This is a genomic window from Thalassoroseus sp. (assembly GCF_984380535.1).
In genome coordinates this window covers 43,432-61,722 of record NZ_CFHRBF010000016.1, presented here as the reverse complement: position 1 = coordinate 61,722, position 18,291 = coordinate 43,432, and the positions used below count along the sequence as shown (strand labels likewise).

Annotated in this window: 11 protein-coding genes; 6 read left to right on the top strand and 5 right to left on the bottom strand. The window is 54.0% G+C overall.

Annotation, left to right across the window (positions count from 1 at the left end; genetic code table 11):
• Positions 1-43: 43 nt before the first annotated feature.
• A complete protein-coding gene (locus AC5DDB_RS21175; RefSeq protein ID WP_491741764.1) occupies positions 44-3,727 on the top strand; it encodes a beta strand repeat-containing protein in 3,684 nt (1,227 codons plus the stop codon).
• A 155-nt stretch (positions 3,728-3,882) separates the two neighbouring features.
• Entirely contained in the window at positions 3,883-6,345 is a 2,463-nt protein-coding gene (locus AC5DDB_RS21170) for a DEAD/DEAH box helicase (RefSeq protein ID WP_491741763.1), read from the top strand.
• A gap of 57 nt (positions 6,346-6,402) precedes the next feature.
• Here the strand turns inward: AC5DDB_RS21170 and AC5DDB_RS21165 are convergent, their stop codons facing one another.
• The gene (locus tag AC5DDB_RS21165; protein ID WP_491741762.1) at positions 6,403-6,897 is read right to left on the bottom strand and encodes a diacylglycerol kinase; all 495 of its coding nucleotides are present in this window, start codon (positions 6,895-6,897) and stop codon (positions 6,403-6,405) included.
• 92 nt (positions 6,898-6,989) lie between these two features.
• The gene (locus tag AC5DDB_RS21160) at positions 6,990-10,445 is read right to left on the bottom strand and encodes a hypothetical protein (RefSeq protein WP_491741761.1); all 3,456 of its coding nucleotides are present in this window, start codon (positions 10,443-10,445) and stop codon (positions 6,990-6,992) included.
• A 378-nt stretch (positions 10,446-10,823) separates the two neighbouring features.
• On the opposite strand from AC5DDB_RS21160, the gene AC5DDB_RS21155 reads away from it, so the two are divergent.
• Complete coding sequence (locus AC5DDB_RS21155) at positions 10,824-12,572, top strand: SpoIIE family protein phosphatase (protein ID WP_491741760.1); 1,749 nt, start codon at positions 10,824-10,826, stop codon at positions 12,570-12,572.
• A gap of 25 nt (positions 12,573-12,597) precedes the next feature.
• On the opposite strand, the gene AC5DDB_RS21150 is transcribed toward AC5DDB_RS21155, so the two are convergent.
• The gene (locus AC5DDB_RS21150; protein WP_491741759.1) at positions 12,598-12,978 is read right to left on the bottom strand and encodes a DUF5658 family protein; all 381 of its coding nucleotides are present in this window, start codon (positions 12,976-12,978) and stop codon (positions 12,598-12,600) included.
• Between the two features lie 605 nt (positions 12,979-13,583).
• On the opposite strand from AC5DDB_RS21150, the gene AC5DDB_RS21145 reads away from it, so the two are divergent.
• From AC5DDB_RS21145 to AC5DDB_RS21135, 3 genes are all read left to right on the top strand, one after another.
• Entirely contained in the window at positions 13,584-14,069 is a 486-nt protein-coding gene (locus tag AC5DDB_RS21145) for a DinB family protein (RefSeq protein WP_491741758.1), read from the top strand.
• Between the two features lie 54 nt (positions 14,070-14,123).
• Positions 14,124-15,458, top strand: coding sequence for a GTPase HflX (gene hflX / locus AC5DDB_RS21140; RefSeq protein ID WP_491741757.1), 1,335 nt, complete (start codon positions 14,124-14,126; stop codon positions 15,456-15,458).
• Between the two features lie 608 nt (positions 15,459-16,066).
• Positions 16,067-16,240 (top strand): hypothetical protein, encoded by a 174-nt coding sequence (locus AC5DDB_RS21135; RefSeq protein ID WP_491741756.1) that lies wholly within the window; start codon positions 16,067-16,069, stop codon positions 16,238-16,240.
• A gap of 100 nt (positions 16,241-16,340) precedes the next feature.
• Here the strand turns inward: AC5DDB_RS21135 and AC5DDB_RS21130 are convergent, their stop codons facing one another.
• The gene (locus tag AC5DDB_RS21130; RefSeq protein ID WP_491741755.1) at positions 16,341-17,015 is read right to left on the bottom strand and encodes an MBL fold metallo-hydrolase; all 675 of its coding nucleotides are present in this window, start codon (positions 17,013-17,015) and stop codon (positions 16,341-16,343) included.
• 907 nt (positions 17,016-17,922) lie between these two features.
• Positions 17,923-18,252: an STAS domain-containing protein gene (locus AC5DDB_RS21125; RefSeq protein WP_491741754.1), complete on the bottom strand. Its 330-nt coding sequence runs from the start codon at positions 18,250-18,252 to the stop codon at positions 17,923-17,925.
• Positions 18,253-18,291 lie beyond the last annotated feature (39 nt).

Below are 18,291 nucleotides of genomic sequence, written 5' to 3'. Positions count from 1 at the left end.
GTCTCTGCGACGGTTTCCATCTTATTACGCGTTGGAGTTTTTCATGCAGTTGACGCATTGGCTGAACGATCTCGCCGTGAAGTTCCGTTCCGGACAAACGAACCGCAAGAAGTCTCGCCGTCGCGTTGGCTGTATTCCGATGGCAGCCGAAGTGCTGGAAGATCGCACGTTGCTCTCGGCCCTCACTGTGAACACGACCGATGATACGGTCGCCAGCGACGGTCTGCTGACACTCCGGGAAGCGATTCTCTTGGTGAACAACGGCGGGGATGCCAATGCAGCTCTCGGGCGGGCACTCACGGCAACGGAACAATCCCTCATCGATACGAGCGAACCGTTCGGCACGAACGATACCATCGCGTTCCCACAGGGGTTTGCCGGCGGAACCGTGAGTCTCAATTCTGAGGCGCCCGGTGGCCCGGAAATGCAGATTTCCGCTTCGGTTTCGCTCCAAGGTCCGGGGGCAAGTTTACTCACGATTGATGCCCAAGGTGCTTCACGAATTCTTAGTGTTAGCAGTCCTTCGAATATCGTCGTTTCCATCCGTGGGGTCACCTTGACCGGTGGTTCTGTGGGCAATAGTGAGAACGGTGGGGCGATTGAGAATCTTGGAGAGGCGTTGTCCCTCGATGACGTCACCTTCGCAAATAACCAAGCGGAACGTGGAGGTGCCATCTTCTCTCAAGGCGGGGTGCTCAATCTTGCCAATTCACTTCTCGACGGCAACACCGCGACTGCTGAAGGCGGTGCGATTTACAACGATGGCACAGTGACCACGCTGATGGGTGTAACCTTCAGCAATAATACAGCATCGGGAAGTGGGGGAGCGATTTACAACACCGGCGGTGGCGACATCCTTGCGAGTAACCTCACGTTCCAGAATAACACGGCCAATGGCGATGGCGGAGCGTTGTACAACGAAGGAATGTTCGATCAAACCGACGGTAGTTTTTTTGGGAACACTGCGACGAGTTTCGGTGGAGCGGTCTACAACCATGCCAATAATGTAATTCTCGAAAACGTGGTCATTCAGAACAGCAATGCTCCTTTCGGTGGTGGGGTCGCCACGCAAACCGGGGCATCGACGACCGTCAACATTTCGACAATTACGAATAACAGCGCCAGTTTGGGCGGAGCGACCTACACGGAAGACGGTGGGACCTTGTTGATTCAAGACTCCACGATCACAAATAACGGTGCCGCGGAAGGTGGAGGAACGGCGAACGATGGAACGACCACGATTCGACGTTCACTCATCGCAAACAATTTCGGCACCAACAACGGCGGTGGAGTCCGGAATTTCTCCGGAACGACGACCGTCATCAATTCCACGATCTCGGGAAATCTAACCAACGGTTCCGGCGGTGGCGTGCATAACTCGCTCGATAATGTTGTGCTGGTGAACACGACGATTACCGGAAACGATGCCGATGCGGATGACAACGGCGGTGCCGCCGGAGCAGGGGTCTTCACAGAAGATCCTGGCAGCACTCTGATGGCCACCACGTCGCTCTTCAACACGATCGTTGCCGATAACGAACTCGGTGCCTTGTCGCCGTTCCCATCGGACATTGCCGGTCAGCCGGTGAGTACGAACAGTGCTAGTAATCTCATCGGAGACCCAAACAGTGCCGGCGGGCTAACTCACGGAACCAACGGGAATATCGTCGGGCAGGACAACGGCGTTGGCGGACGCGAACTCGTGTCGATCACCAACGTGCTGGACACAACTCTGACCGACAATGGCGGACCGACCCAAACACACGCGTTGGTTCTCGGAGGCTTAGCATTCAATGCGGGAAACAATGCACTTGTGACAACACCTGGGGACGATGGTATTCCGGGGACGAGTGATGCAAATGAAACAACCTTGACTGTCGATCAACGCAATGTGAACACTTTCGAAGTGCCATTCAGGCGGATCGACTTTGGAACGGTCGACATCGGTGCTTTTGAAATTCAAGCTGCTGTCATTGGCATTACCGCGAATGCTGTGAGTGCCTTCGAAGGTGATTCAGGCTTTACGAACTTTTCCTTCCTCGTCAGTCGCACTGGTAACCTCGAAGGTACAGCCCTTGTCGACTACGTTGTCACCGGCACTGCCATCGACGGCACTGATTTTGGCGGTTCTATCCCCAGCGGCACAATCACGTTTAATAACCTAGAGACGACTCAAACGCTCACGTTGCAAGTCGCAGGGGATGTGTTCCCGGAAGCCGATGAACAGTTCACAGTGCAGTTGTTCAACCCGACACTGAATGCGGAAATCGGAATTGGCTCGGCGACAAGTACGATTCTCAACGACGATGACCTCAGCGACTTCCCGAACGTAATCGTTAACGATTCTTTCGCTGTCGAAGATGATGGCATCGTCAATGTGACGATTTCTCTCACACAAGCAGTGACCTCCGACGTTTCCGTCGATTATGTCACGACCGTGGGCACCGCTGACACGACCGACTTCACTCCCACTTCCGGGACCGCAACCATCCCGGCGGGATCGACGTCAACAACCTTTTCCGTTGCGATCACGCCGGACACGAATGTTGAACCGGACGAACAATTCACGATCGACATTTCCAATTTGGTGGTCGCCGGTTCGGACCTTGTATTCATCACCGATGCCCAGGGAATTGGAACGATTCTCAACGATGATGTCGCGACAGGAGCTGCCAGTATTCAACCCCGTCCGATTGCACCGGCGGCGATCAATGGCAACTCTTTCCAAGAAGTCGGAGCCGGTAACTTCGACGGCATTGTGAGTTCGCAGTTCTTCTCGGATATTCCCGTCCAACTCGATACGCCCGGCCCGGCGGCGGATGACCTGTTCTTCTGGGATCCTCGTACGGGGCAAAACCGCATTGTTTTCGGTGACGGTACGATCCAAAACGATCCATTCCCACGCACCGCGATTAACGGAAACGATTTCACCGTTGTCGTGTTCGGTAACTTCGACCAAGGTGGCGGCAGTGATCTGTTCTTCTGGAACCCACTCACCGGACGTAATCGGCTCATGCATGCCAATGGCCCGACTGGGAATGTTACCGGAACGATCGAAACCAACATCGTCCCCGAGATTGCGATCAACGGCAACGAATACACGACCTTCGTGTCCGGAGACCTCGACGGCGGTGGAGCGGAAGATATTTACTTCTGGAACCCACTTACTGGCGAAAACCGTTTGATTCACTTCGAGACGGTCGTGAATGGGAGTTCCACGAGCGGGGGCAACTTCCAAACTTCGGTGATCGATCCCACCTTCATCAACGGGAACGACTTCGAACAACTGCACCTGGGCCAATTCACTCCCGCGGGTCTGCCGGAATTCCTGTTCATCAATTTGGGGTCAGGGTCGAACCGGCTTGTTCCGTTATTGACCGGGATGGCAGGCCAATCCACCATGATTGGCGTCGTCCAAACCGACATGTTGCCGCCGACTTCGTTTAATGGAAACGACTTCGAGCAGATCGAAATCGGCGACTTCAACGGCGATGGCGTGGACGACATATTCGCGTACGACATGACCAGTGGTCAAAACCGGATTTCCGTGACCAGCCCGATCATGATGCCGCCCGTGATTGTCGAAGACGTCGTTCCCCGCGGAGCCATCAACAACGGTTTCTCGAAAGTCAGTCGATTGACGGACCAGGCTTTCGCGCCCGGGGACCAGGATAAACTGTTCTTCTGGGACCCCGTCAGCGGCGAAAATCGCGTCGCGTTCCTGTAGTCCTCCGGGCCATACCGAATGACCTGCTCACTCCGTGTCGTGGGCAGGTCCAATTCATCTGTGCCTGAAAATTTGGGGCATGGTGCGAATTCCTGGCTGGTTCCAGGCGGCGGGTTCGGCGCGTCCGACGAAACTGCGTACAATCAGAATCCACGATGCGCGATTTCACGTATCGGTTGGTTCACGAACGTAGGCGGCTCACCGAAATGACCACAGACTTCCCCGCGAACAGTCCCAAAGTCTCTCGAAATCGGCGTCCTGATGGGATGTCCCTGGAGGATTGGCAAATCGCGTTGCGTCGGCAGTATGGACGCAATCAGGATTTTTCCGTCACGAATATCGGGGACGACGCGGTTTTCTCCGAGTTCAAAGTCCATAATGCCGTCAGCGGAAACACATACCGGGTGGCGATTCGGGGCACGAAGCTCGGCGACAATTATTGTTCTTGCCCGGATTTCGAAACCAACCATCTGGGCACTTGCAAGCACATCGAATGGATGCTCGCTCATCTCGAGCACGATGTACATCAAGCCAAACGTTTGCACGACGGTTTCTTTCCGCCTTACACGGAAATCTTTCTCAAGTACGGCTCACAGCGAAAAGTGGTGTTCCGCGCGGGTTCGGAATGTCCCGATGAATTGAAGCAGTTGGCCCAAAAATATTTCAACGAAGATGGTTTGCTGACTCCGGATGCGATCGGAAAATTTCCGAGTTTTCTCAGCAAAGCCGGTGAGATCGGCCATGAGGTGCGTTGCTACGACGACGTGCTCGCCTTCATCGCGGAAGTCCGCGACGAACAACATCGGAAGCAGCATCTTGAAACGGTGTTCCCTGTCGGTGCTCGCAGTGCGAATTTGAACAACGTATTGCGACTCCCTTTGTACGGGTATCAACGCAAGGGGGCCTTGTTTGCCGCGAAAGCCGGTCGATGTTTGATCGGCGATGACATGGGCCTCGGCAAAACCGTCCAGGCGTTGGCAGCGGCGGAAATCCTGGCAAGTGAATCCGGCGTGGAGAAAGTGCTCGTTGTCTGCCCGACGAGTTTGAAACACCAATGGGCGCGTGAAGTCGAGAAGTTCACGCATCGCAGCCAAGTTGTGGTGGAAGGCACAGCCGCGAAACGAGCCGACTTATACGCCGAGGATTCGTTTTACAAAATCACCAATTACGACACGATCCCGCAAGACTTGGCGTTGATCGGACGATTTGCCCCTGATTTGGTCATCGTCGATGAAGCTCAGCGAATCAAGAACTGGGATACGTTGATCGCGAAGAGTGTCAAACGCATCGATTCCCCATACGCGATCGTGCTCACGGGGACGCCGTTAGAGAATCGGTTGGAAGAGTTGGTTTCGATCGTGCAATTCGTCGATCGACATCGACTTGGCCCAACGTACCGGTTCTTAGACGAACATCAGCAACGCGACGAGACGGGTCGTGTCGTGGGATATCAAAATCTCGACGACGTCGCGAAAACACTCGAACCGATCTTTCTGCGTCGGACCAAATCGGAAGTTCTCGACGAATTGCCGGAGCGGATCGAAAAGAATTTCTTCGTCCGCATGACATCGCAACAATGGGACGCGCACCAAGAGAATCGCGAAACCGTTGCCCGCATCGTTCAGCGTTGGAAACGAGTCGGCTCACTCCGCGAACCTGAGCAACGTCGCTTAATGATTGCTCTGCAAAATATGCGGATGGCTTGCAACAGCACGTATCTGCTCGACCAGGAAACCGATCACAGCGTCAAGCCGGACGAGCTCGTCGCGTTGCTTACGGATTTATTCGAAACGCCTAAAGTGAAGGTCGTAGTGTTCAGCCAATGGACGCGAACGCTGGAACTGATCGTGCGGCGGTTGGATGCGGCGGGAATTCGTCATGTGTTCTTCCATGGCGGAATCTCCAGTAAACGCCGCAAGGAATTCGTGCGGCATTTCCACGATGACGCGGATTGTCGATTGTTTCTCTCCACCGATGCGGGTGGAGTCGGTTTGAATCTGCAAGTCGCCAGCGTGGTGATCAATCTCGATTTGCCCTGGAACCCGGCGATTCTCGATCAACGCATCGGCCGGGTCCATCGCATTGGGCAAACCGAGCCAGTGCAAGTCGTAAACATGATCGCTGAAGGCACGATCGAAGAGGGCATGTTACACACGCTGGCATTCAAGAAAAGTTTGATGGAAGGCGTGCTCGACGGAGGCCAAAGTGAAGTGTTCCTGGGAGAAGGTCGGTTTCAGCAGTTCATGGAAACGGTGGAATCAGTCACCGATTCCATCTCGAAAACACCGCCTGAACCGGCGACGGAAATCGAATCTGTCGTCACGCGAACACCAGGACCGATTCCATTCGCGCCGTACGAAACGCCACCATCACCCGTGGAAGAAACCGAAGACGTACCGGAACCCGTTGCAAATGTGTCTACGGATGCGTGGAATGATTTGATTCAAAACGGAATGACGGTTCTACAGCAACTCGCCGCCGGGAATTTGAAGTCCATCGAGACCACACGCGATGAATCCTCCGGCCAGGAATACCTCAAGATTCCGCTGCCGAAACCAGAGTTGCTGCAGGAAACCCTGACCGCTGTCAACAAGCTATTGCAAAGTTTACAACGCTGATTTGATCAACGGGGAATGTCGATTTCGGACTGGCATCACGACCGTGTGAGACGGGTTTTAGCCGGTGAAGGTTTCCCAAAGACGGTGACCGATAATCAGACCGATCGCCAGGAGTGTACCAAGGGTAATCATCGTGACACCGGCAGCGCTAATGCGACGAAGTTTGCGGACGGTCGGTGCGGGCGGGCGTGAAGAATCAGGTAAGGATTCCAACGTTTGCATCAATGCGCGGTGGAATAGTTCCGCTCCGATGACGGTCGATAACGACAACACCATAAAGCACCACTGAACCAGCGAGATCCGCAGGACCCAACCGGCTGCCAGCATTACGGTACCGCCGAAGAAGTACACGAAGAACGTGCTGTCGCCGCGGAAGCCTTCGGTGAGTCCGCGTTCGGCATCCACCAATCGACGACGCCATAACGGACGACGACGCTCGGCCCGACACATCGAGATCTCGGGATCCGAATTCGTCGGTTTCGGTGTTTCGGCCGGTTTGGTTTCACTCGGCGAATCGGAGAATGTCTGCAGGCGAAGTTGCGGTTGCGACATGGTAAGCAATTAGGATTTGGGATTTAGGGATTAGGGGATGAGATTCGTCATATCAGATCATCACCCTAGACCTCATCACATCATCATGTCTATCAGCGGAAGGTCGGTAGCAAGGAGCCGAGTTGTGTCATCGAGTATGGCGAGAGTGGGCCGAAACGGGGTTCGAGAGCAAACATAATTCCTGCGTTGTCTTTCCCCGCATCGTAGTTCGCGCCAAGGTGGAACAGGAAGTCTGCACCGACGCGTGTGACCGTCAGTGATTGTCCGGCGTTCCGTTCTTCGCGGATGTCATATGCGGTGGCAAACGTACTGATCCACTTGGGACTCATGCGGTAACTGTAACTTCCTGTGGCGATCAAACTGTCGAGCGCTCCACCTTTCACTTGTTGCACACCGACGTACAAACTACCGCGTTCGCTACGTTGCGTGTTGAAGCCGGCATTCCAGATTTCCTGGCCACCATCAAAGAAGTCGTACATCGCGTTTGCGACGAATTGCGTACGGTCGCCGAAGTTCCATTCGTAATGCCCGTCGAGTAAACCGAGCGGCTCGCCGAAGTTATCGCGTTCGTCATCTGGGAAGTACGAGACGGCGGCGTCGAAGACCATCCAATCCTTGATTCGCATGCGTTCGGGCGGACCGACTTTGGTCTGCAGACGATGTCGCCAGGCGAGTCGCAGCACGTTCAAGTCGTCGACCAACTCATGATACGGATCGGACACATTCCGCCCGGCTCCGTAGCGAATCGCATAGGAACGCGGGTCCAATTGTGCCGGAACGCTACCATTGAAAATCAGATTTGGAAACCGTTGCCGGTATCGTTCTTGCGCGTTGTCGTCGATTTCGTTGTATTGCGGAATCATGTCGATGGACGTGTCCGATGCGGTGTAAGAATACTCGGCTTCAAACACCATCTTGTGAGCCAACCCGTTGAGGTTGAAGATTCGACTTTGCACATAGGGGAATGTCCGCATGGCGAACAAGCTCCCGCGAATCCCGCCACTCCCGACAAGTCGGGTCAGCGAGTCGCCGTTGAAATCTTCACCCCAGAAGTCGGCTTCACCCATTACAAACGGAACGATGTTGAACGGACCGGCTTGCAGCGGCGCATTGAGTTCGTGCCGCGTCATCAACACCGCGCCTTCCTGATCCTGAATGTAAGGAATCGGTGTGTAGATGTTGAGAAGTTGTTGTGAATATGTGGGCGGATCTCCACGTCTCAACGCGGCGTACCCGGCTGAGGTGTGCTGACTCCAATTCACCCAACCATCGAGAATCGGTTGGCCGAGGATGTAGGAGTCACCTCGTACCCAGTTGGTTTCGTTCTCGAAGTCGTTCAAACGTGGCTGTAACGTAGCGGTCCAGGCTTCGTTGCCATCGTATTGTTGCTTGAAGTACAGGAGGGTTTCCTGGTCTTTGTCGCGGTCGTATTCGAGTTCCCAGTATTGCTCAAGGAAGTTCGGATCGGAGAGGTAACCGATCTCGGCAATCATATCGATATTGCCAGGTAGGAACTGTCGATGACGCAGCTTGACTCGGAAGCGATTGTCGTCTTCCAAGGGGATGGCTCGCCGTTCGCGACCGAGATTGTCTTCGCCGCCATCATTGATGAAATAGACCAGTCCTTCTCCGAAGAACGAACCCGGCACACCGAACAAGCCCTCGCCGCCATAAGTCCCGCTCGTGCCGAGACCAATACCGCGGTCGGTATAGACATCGGTGTGGAGTTCCCACTCCGTGCCGTCCGGTTGGTCGAGTCCGGTGAGTTGGAACAAGTCCCAGCCCACGCCAAGTTGGAACCCGAAGATGCGGTCATAACCGGTGCTGAATCGACGGATCGGAATATTCGGATCTTCCGCCGGCCCTGCGATCTTGGGTAAGTACAGTAACGGGACTTCGTCCACGAAGAACTTGGAATTGAGTGCGGTCACGAAGGGAACTTCGCGGACCACAGGTTGACCAGTGACGGGATCACGCGCTAACGCACCTTGTCCCCACCACGGCCGCATGATTCGATTTTCGAGGTAAATGTCGGTTGCCTGCATCCGGTATCCGGGTTTGGCGAACTGACTCGGCGTAACATACGCGTTCTGGGCATGGAAGGAATCGCGTGAGAGTTGCCGAAGTCGATCGGCCCGCACACGGATATCTCCCATCAACGATGGCAAGAACGTACGCAACTCTGCGTTGACCAACAACGCTCGGTCTTCGCGTGCGTCATACACACCTTGAGCAGCTCGAACGACGTTTTCACCCTGACGAATGACGACATTGCCTTCGAGATAGATCGTGAAGGGCGTGTCGCGTGTTTGATAACTTTCGGCTTGGAAATCGGCCCCGCCGCCGGGTTGTGTCCAAACCACAACGCGGTCGGCTTTCAAGTCGATCGTGCCGAACTCTTCGACGCCATCGATGACCACATTGATCCCACCAGTCAACCGCCAGATCAACTCCGGAGGCGTGGTATCGGTGGTTTCGCGAGTGTCTAAGTTGAACGGCGGCCCATACCGAGGGAAGAACCGAATGCGACGCAGACTTGCCGGTCGCGATTGTTGAATCAACAAACTCGGCGGCGGTGCGGTTCCTTGAGGAATTCGGAGTTGTGTCGGGTCGAGTTCTCGTCGACCGTCCGTTTTCTTCAATGTCTCCTCGGCTCGCAAGAAGACTGGGTCTTGCAATGCCGGTTCAAAGAGCGGTTTGTAGTTTTCGACCACACCGGCGCGTGTGGAGACTTCAATCATCAACGGCGAATCTGACACCGAACTGCCCGGTCGCTGTACGAGCACGTCATCTTCGAGATAGATCCTCAGATCGTCGTGTGTTTCGCCCCCTCGTTGAGACTGCGTTCGCCATACGACCATTTTCTGAGCAAAGATCACCGACGTCCCTTGTACGATTCGACAGCGTCCACGCAGAAGCGAAATCGTTACGTCGCCCGCAGACCACTTCTGGGCCCAGTCGGCGTCGATGGAAATCGGATCGCGTTCGGTGGCTTCGCGGAGAATATCCGCCGGAGCCGGTGCTTCTTCATATTCGGAAGTCAGACCGACCTCAGAGTCCGAAGTGTCGCCATCGCGGTTAAGAAAACGATCGAACAATCGCAGTGGCGATGATGATCGACTTGGAGACGCATTGGGAACCGGTTTAACGCTGGCTTCCGCTGGGGGACCGGTTTCCGCATCCGGGGCCGGTGGAGGAACGAGTCCCGGATTCGCTGCGGTCAGCTCGATCTCGTCGGAAGTTTCGATCAACTCGAAACCACCCTGGACCGGCCGTTCCGCGGAGTGCTCAGATTTTTCGGCCATCGGAGTCCAGTCCCAATCGACATCGGCTACAGACCGATTCGCGTTCAGGGGAGTTGACGTCGATGACGAAGACCCGAGATCCGGAAATGGCGGTGCGGTCGAACCCGACGACTCGGGATCGATCTCGGTCTGTCCACGCAATCCGCTATGCCATACGCCTCCCGCAACTGCGAGGGCGAGCGCAGCGAAGATGGTGGCGATCGACAGACCGCGCAATTGAGACCAAAGGGCCGCCTTAGGCATTCCTTGGAATCCGCTGAAGTAACAATAAGTGAGTTTGTTTGGCGTAGCTCATCCTGCCGATTGCGTTGTCATCCTGACGACCGCATTCAGCGTCCCGCTGGCTGAGCCTGCCCTCTCGATAGTCTGAAAGGGGCGGGACTATATGCCGATGATCCAATCCGGTCAAGACGTTTTTTGCGGCGATGTCTCAGACACTTCTTCTCGGCCGAAAACAACCATGATTGCCTGGAAAACAACCCGCAAGATTACAAGTCTTGATTGCCGGATGAAGGTGTGACCGTTAAGATCAAATCGTGTAATGATCCGCTACGCCGCGTTTCGGATTCCGTTCGCAGCTTGGCGATTCCTTGACGATCCACTCAGGCGACGGGAATCACAGTGGCTTTTCTCAAAGTCGTCAAAGGAGCCGTTCCCGGGCAAATCCTGGAGCTTCACGGCGAACGAACTGTTCTTGGTCGGCATCCCAACTGCCAGGTCATCTTGGACGATGCCTCAGTGAGCCGCCATCACGCTCAGGTCTTAGAGACGCACGGGCACTTCTATTTGGAAGACCTGAGAAGTCGGAACTACACCTACTTGAACGGCAACCGGATCGAGGGCCGTACGGAACTTCACGACAGCGACGAAGTCAAGGTGTGCGGGATTCTGTTCCGGTTTCATACGGAACTTCCTCTGGATGACAAGCCGCGTAAAGACGACACCACACAGGCTCATCGTGTGGTCTCTCGTGATTCCGAAGTTCGCACCAACGCCGGACGTGGGACCGTAGAATACCCGGCCGAAGAGACCGACGAACAACTGGAATCCGGTAAGAGTTCGTCGATCATCAGCACACTCGACGTTCGCAGCAGTCAGGATTTAAGACTCAGTGTCAAACCGGAAGCCAAATTGCGGGCGGTTTTGGAAATCAGCCGAGCATTGTCGCGAGCGGTCCGTCTCGACGACGTGTTGAAGGAAATGCTCGATGGTCTGTTCAAAGTGTTTCCTCGTGCCAGTTATGGCATTGTGCTGATCAAAGACCCTTCCAGTGGCGAACTTCAAGTCCGTGCCACACGCTCGTCGTTGCCGCACAAGGAGTCTGACGAAATCTACAGCCGGACCATGGTCGAACGGGCCATCGAGACCGGTGAAGCCATCCTGAGTGCGGACGCTGTCAGTGACGAGGTATTTAGTCACAGTGAAAGTGTCCGTAGTATGCGGATCCACTCGATGATGTGTGTGCCCCTAATGTCACAGGAGGGGGAACCTCTCGGGGCGATTCAGATTGTCACGCAAATCACGCAAGAGCAATTCATCCAAGACGATTTGGACTTGCTGACAAGTATGGCGTCGCAAGCGGCCTTGGCTGTGGAAAACTCGCGATTGCATGAGCAGGTGATGCAGCAACGCGAAGTCCAACGCGATTTGGAAGTCGCCACACGGATTCAATTTGGTTTTCTGCCGAACAGTCGTCCCACTCTCGACGGCTACGAGTTCGCCGATTATTACGAACCCGCGCAAAGTGTGGGAGGCGATTACTTCGATTACATTCCGCTGCCGGACAATCGCGTTGCGGTCGCAATTGCAGATGTGGCCGGCAAAGGGGTTTCCGCTGCTTTATTGATGGCGAGATTGTATTCCGCCGCTCGCTTCCACCTCCTGATGCACACCTCACCCGCAGAGGCAATGACTGGGCTGAACGTGGAAATTACGTCGAGTGGACTGGGCTTTCGCTTTATCACGTGTGTGCTCATCGTGCTCGATCCGGTGGCGAACACGCTGACTATTGCCAATGCCGGGCATATGCTGCCCTTGATTCGTCGAGCAGATAAAACGGTGGAAGGACTAGGGAAAGGATTTTCCGGGATGCCGTTGGGGATCGAGCCGGATCAAGTTTTCCGCGAAACGACTGTCCCTATCAAACCGAACGAAACCGTTTCGCTGTTTACCGACGGCATTACCGAAGCGATGGACCCCGCGCAGAATCTCTATGACACCCGATTGCTCAGCCGATTTATTTCGACCGGGCCCACCACGGCGGAAGAGTTGGTGCAGGGGATCATTAGCGATGTCGAACGATTCTGCGAAGGCCGTCCGCAGGCGGACGATATGTGCTTGGTTTGTTTTCGTCGGAAAGAAAAGACGTAAACCGCCAGCCGGCCATGCTTTTCGCTCAGACGACCTGCAGAATATGTCTGAGAAAGAGAAATAGGCTGTACATGACTACTCCGCCGACAACGAGTGTTGCGAATTTGAACAAATACTCGGCGGCACGTGGACGCTTAGTGGCAATAATCTGAGCCAGCACGATCACAAAAGCGACCATGCCGAACTTGAAGTAGATCATTCCCTTCATGCCCCACCGGTCGAAAAAGTACCTCGCGACCGGATTTCCTTCCTGGAAAGTGCCTGACCGCATCAGGATATACGTCATAAAGACGTCGAGGGCGCTGACGAAGATATAAAGCGTGATCTCGTTCTCGAAGGGCAGATGATCCCATAGCAGATTTCTGCTGCGTTTGTTGTCGTCGGACTTTTCGGTTTTCGTTGTCATATTGGGACCTTTCAGCACGGATTCGACTGTAATTGTTGCAAGATTTGCAACCAATCTGGTTGAAAAAAATACAATTCAACAAGTTATTACCCGTTGCGAAAGCCATTTTTCGAGGATTTAGATTTTTTGCAAGTCGATAAAGATCAATTGGTTATGTTCGTTTTCTCGGGGTAGGTGTCTTCTTTTCTCATTCAAGAATTTTTGTTTTGGCACGGCGAGTGCAGTATGTTCGTGGCAGAGAGAGACTCAGAAGTTCACGAAAATTAGCTCGCACTTCTTTTCGTTTGAACCACGAGTGAGAGAAAGAGAGAGACTCAGACCCACCGGCCTGTGGAGACAGGCTGCACACCTCACAACAGGCTCTTCAGCCTCCAATCCCCCAGAGCCGAGACGATTCCCGCATCGTCTCGGCTCCTTTCATTTCCCACTGGCAAGTTTCTTCCGATTGACGGTTTTCGCGTCAATACCCATCGTTCTTCAATTCAATGACGAATTGTTCCGAACCTTTCACGTTGCGTCGACTCTTTCAAGAAACCTATTGATGCCTGAGACAGTGAGCGCTACACTAACTGAGCAACACTTACTTCTTGGTTGTGCAGGATCTCATGCTCGACAACGAAATCGTTTTGAATAATTTCATGCTCGGAATGTTCGAGCGTTTGTCCAACGATTTTCCTGCCGACCAAATGCTACGGAGTTTTTCCGGGCACGGGCATTCGCCGATTTGGATTGCCGGGCACTTGGCAATCGTCGGCGAAATGGGGTGCAGTATGCTAGGCGGCGAAATTCGCCACCCAAGATGGCTCCCCTTGTTCGGACCCAGATCGGAAGACGTTCCCGAAAAGTACGTCAATATCGATCCAAGCGATTGCCTGAATGCCCTTGCTCCGGCGTATCAAGAACTCCAAAAACGATGTCAATCAGCTTCCGCTCAGCATCTAAGTGCGCCCCATGAAGTCGACGTACTGAAGAATTCCAACCTGAAAACCAACGAGCATGTCATTGCTCACCTTCTGACAACGCATCTCGCGTTCCATTTGGCCCAGTGGTCGGCTTGTCGACGTGAAGTCGGCCAACCGCCACTATTCTAATAAGTCGAGCGTAAACCGCCGGCTGATTAATCCTCTATTCAAACAGAGAATCACTTGGCGAATCCTAGACGAGAAGAACTTCGGGTCGAGAATCAGACCGCCGTTTTGGCCGCTGTCATTGACCCCACCGATCCGGTTCCAAAGGAACGGGCCCTCGAAGAAATCCGCGGACTGGTCGAAACCGCTGGCGTGAAAGTCGTCGGCGAAATCGCTCAAACCCGTGAAACGAAGCACCCGGCGACTGCGTTGGGACCCGGGAAAGTTGAGGAGTTAGCGGCGTTGGTCAAAGCGACCGATGCTCAGCTAGTCGTCTTCGACAACAACCTCACGCCCGCACAAGGTCGGAACCTGGAAGAGGCGTTGAATACGGTCATTGTCGACCGCAGCGAAGTCATCCTGGATATCTTCGCCAACTCGGCCCGCACTCACGAAGCGAAGTTGCAGGTCGAGCTGGCACAACTGCTCTACTTCCGCCCGCGACTCAAACGCCTGTGGACCCACTTGGAACGCATTGGCGGTGGTATCGGAGCCGGTCGTGGACCGGGGGAAAAGCAGTTGGAAACCGACCGCCGGTTGCTCGACCGTCGCGTGTCGGAGTTGAAACGCAAACTCAGCGAGATCGACGCTCGTCGTGAACGCTTGGTGGCGAATCGGCATGACCAAATGACGGTTTCGCTCGTCGGCTACACCAACGCCGGCAAAAGCACCCTGATGAACGCGCTCACCGGAGCCGACGTGTATGTCGCGAACAAACTGTTCGCCACGCTCGACACCCGCACACGGAAGTGGGACATCCCGAATCTCGGCGAAGTGTTGCTCAGCGACACCGTCGGTTTCGTGCGGAACTTGCCACACCATTTGGTCGCATCGTTTCGTTCGACTCTGGAAGAAGCTCGGCAAGCACAACTGCTGTTGCACGTTGTCGATGCGAGCCACCCGGAAGCCGAGGAGCAAATCAGTACGGTTTACAAGGTGCTCGACGAAATCGGCATCGAACACGAAAACGTGCTACTCGTGCTCAACAAGCTGGACGCCGTCGATGATCGTTCGTTTGTTGACGTGCTCCGCCGACAATATGAAGATGTCATCGGCGTCAGTGCACGCACTGGGGAAGGGCTCGAACGTCTTCGCAATGCGGTCGCGGAACGCGTGAGTGGCGGCTATCTCGATACGCAAATCGAAGCCAACGTGGGCAACGGTCGCCTGATCTCCTTCCTCGCCGAACACGCCGACGTCCAAGACACCACCTACGAAGACAACCGCATGATCATGCAATGTCGCTTGCCCAGGCGGTTTCTCAATGTCGTCCAAGAAGAAGACGCGAAAGTCATCGTACGATCCGGTAATGGTACGGTCTTGAACGACACGGACTTTCAACGCGAACGGTAGGTCCGACAGGATGGCAGAATCTCGCGACCAACTGCCAGAAGAGTTAACTCGATCAATTCGCTCTGGGCTGCGGTTGTTAGGTCTTGGCCTGTTTTTATCGTATGCTCTAATTGTTTTTCTAAAGTTGGCTGGGTTTTATCCCGGTCATATGACATGGTTGGGACTAACACTCGCGCCAGCAGCCATCTTTGTATTGCTAGGGGCACCGTTTGCCGGTCTGCTTTGGCTTGGCCCTCGTTGGTGGTTGTTCTTTGTGCCGGTCGCTTTCTGTTCTATCACAATATTGTATGGATTGAACGTGGCAAACTAGTATTCCAGCGCCCGTAGGTCAGGCTGTGCCTGACGGTCTTTCATCAGTCCAAAACTCCAACGCGAACGCTAAGCAGTTGAGCCGAAGACGATCAAAATTGTCTAACGCAGAAAGAACACGTGCGGCCATGTTGCCGTTCGTGTTTTTCATTGCGATAGGAATTATGTTCCTCGTTTTTACAGTGCTAGCCGGTATCCGCGGAGAAACTTTGCGACAGCTTTTGAAGTCTGACGATCACTGGTTGCTTATCGTCATGTTCCCAGCGATCTTCTTTGGTTTCACAGCGGGATTTATCCTAATGAATCTCATCTTATACTTTTCGCCACTCAAAGAAGTCTTCGAGAAAGAAAGCGATGAGAGCGGGCGTCCTGATTTCCATTCGGCGACTTACACGTTAGCCCGTGCAGGAGCTGTTCTTTTCGCTCTGACGATCTTGGCAATGATCATCTTTTTGCTAGTGACTCGGAATTGAGTCGAGTATTTTGGAGATCGCTCAGGCACCCGTAGGTCAGGCTGTGCCTGACGGTCTTTCATCAGTCCAAAACTCGTCAGGCACAGCCTGACCTACAGTTCTAGAATCGTACGCGCAAACCATCGTACGCGAGTTCTACACCGTCCGGCAGTGCGGCGTTGGTTTCTTCGTATTCGAGCATGCACGCAAGGTGCGTGAAGTAGGTTTGCTTCGGTTTCACACGTTCGACGACTTCGAGGGCCTGCTCCACGTTGAAGTGCGTGGTGTGTGGTTCGTGGCGAAGGGCGTCGAGGATCAGCGTGTCCAAGCCTTCCAAGTGGGGCCACGTTTCATCAGGAATCTCGCTGACGTCGGTGCAGTACGCGACATTTCCCACGCGAAAACCTAACACGGGCAGTTTGCCGTGCATCAACCGCAACGGGCGAATTTCCAATCCGAACAATTCGAACGGTTCCAAACCGATACGTTCGAATCGCAATTTCGGCAACGCGAACTTGTGAGGGTTGATGGGAGCTTCATTGCCAAAGGCGTAGTAGTACGACTTCCGCAGTGCCTTTTCGACGGGTTCCTCGCAGTACAACGGCACCGGAGCATCCAGACGGTGGCCGCAAATCCGCAGATCGTCCAATCCGAAAATATGATCCGCGTGGGCGTGCGTGAACAGCGTGGCATGCACGAGCGGAATTTTCTCTCGCACCAACTCCAAGCGAATTTCTGGAGGCGTGTCGACGATGATCCAACGTTCGCCAGCGGGGATCGCAATGCTGCAACGCATGCGTTTGTTTCGGGGATGGTCCGAAATGCATGTTTTACATTCGCAGCCAATCACCGGGACGCCGACACTTGTGCCACAGCCCAGAATAATGATTTCGCGGTTTTGCCCGGTGTGATTCATATGACAAAAGGCATTCCAAGCAGAAAATCCGTGACGGACCGATCGCCAGCAGATCAGTTTCCATCGATCTTGTTCCTGCAACGATAAGAATCCGAACGAAATCGGGCAAGACCGCTCGCCTACGTTTGTCGACCGGTCCCCGAATTTCTGCCTGTTCTTTGGGAGTGATTTGAAAGTGTGCAGAGAGCGTAGCCAGAAGGCCCGCTTTCTAAGCACGTTTTGCCTAAGGCGGGTGCAGGCATCGCGCGCCAAATGATTGCCCTTGAAACGTCTTGGGGAATTTATTTCCTTATCTAGTAATGACTTAAGGTTAATTGTCGAAGTTGCTCTGCGAAGTGGCACGCACTTTGCCATATACCTATTTCGGAAGCGTTAAGCTGGACCGACTCTCCTCTCCAGGGTTGTCATCATGTGTGGGTGATGACAACTCAACCTTCCTCAGGAGATCGGTCGGAAGTGTAGCCGGATTGAGCCGCGTGTGTGCTTCTTCCGGGCGAGCGCCTACACTTCCGGCCGTCTCCTTTTATTCAACTTTTGAAGCCCCAGGGAATTGACCCTGGGGCTTTTTCAATGGAGTCGTTGATGTTCAACCGCAGGACGAACATCCTTTGAACGAGATTCGCTGAATACAAACAGCCGCCGAAACGTTTCCGTTTCGGCGGCTGTTTTTTGTCTTCGACTCGTATATTTCGAAGAAACCGTGTTACAAGTTTCTTCAACCTTCATAGAGGCTTTCGTAAGTCATCGCTACAGAGCACGGCTACGGTGAACAATGCCTGAAAACGCTTTAGGATTGGGGCATGTCCACTTCGGGAAAGAGATTTCCCAATTGTGTGATCTGTAGAACCTCGCGGATATGATCCGACGGATTATACAAGCTGACTTTCACCCCTTGGCGATGTAAGTGGAAGAGATACCCCAACACACCACTGGACACGCTTTTCACTCCGGATAAGTCGACCACCAGCGATTTGGTTTTATGTTCATCAATAAGTTGCTGAAGTGGTTCGCGGAATTTGTCCAGTTGGTTGTCGTCGACAATTTCCAACGATTTGAAGCCGATGAGTGTCGATGGACCGGTATCGTACACCATCAGAGCACCATAATCGTCGTTCATTATATCTCCTTCGCCACTTAGGAATGGCCCGAATTATGT

Bases quoted from the DNA above. Each gene is read 5' to 3' on its own strand.
- AC5DDB_RS21175 (WP_491741764.1), top strand. From the start codon at position 44: ATGCAGTTGACGCATTGGCTGAACGATCTCGCCGTGAAGTTCCGTTCC.
- AC5DDB_RS21170 (WP_491741763.1), top strand. From the start codon at position 3,883: ATGCGCGATTTCACGTATCGGTTGGTTCACGAACGTAGGCGGCTCACC.
- AC5DDB_RS21165 (WP_491741762.1), bottom strand. From the start codon at position 6,897: ATGTCGCAACCGCAACTTCGCCTGCAGACATTCTCCGATTCGCCGAGT.
- AC5DDB_RS21160 (WP_491741761.1), bottom strand. From the start codon at position 10,445: ATGCCTAAGGCGGCCCTTTGGTCTCAATTGCGCGGTCTGTCGATCGCC.
- AC5DDB_RS21150 (WP_491741759.1), bottom strand. From the start codon at position 12,978: ATGACAACGAAAACCGAAAAGTCCGACGACAACAAACGCAGCAGAAAT.
- AC5DDB_RS21145 (WP_491741758.1), top strand. From the start codon at position 13,584: ATGCTCGACAACGAAATCGTTTTGAATAATTTCATGCTCGGAATGTTC.
- AC5DDB_RS21135 (WP_491741756.1), top strand. From the start codon at position 16,067: ATGAATCTCATCTTATACTTTTCGCCACTCAAAGAAGTCTTCGAGAAA.
- AC5DDB_RS21130 (WP_491741755.1), bottom strand. From the start codon at position 17,015: ATGCGTTGCAGCATTGCGATCCCCGCTGGCGAACGTTGGATCATCGTC.
- AC5DDB_RS21125 (WP_491741754.1), bottom strand. From the start codon at position 18,252: ATGAACGACGATTATGGTGCTCTGATGGTGTACGATACCGGTCCATCG.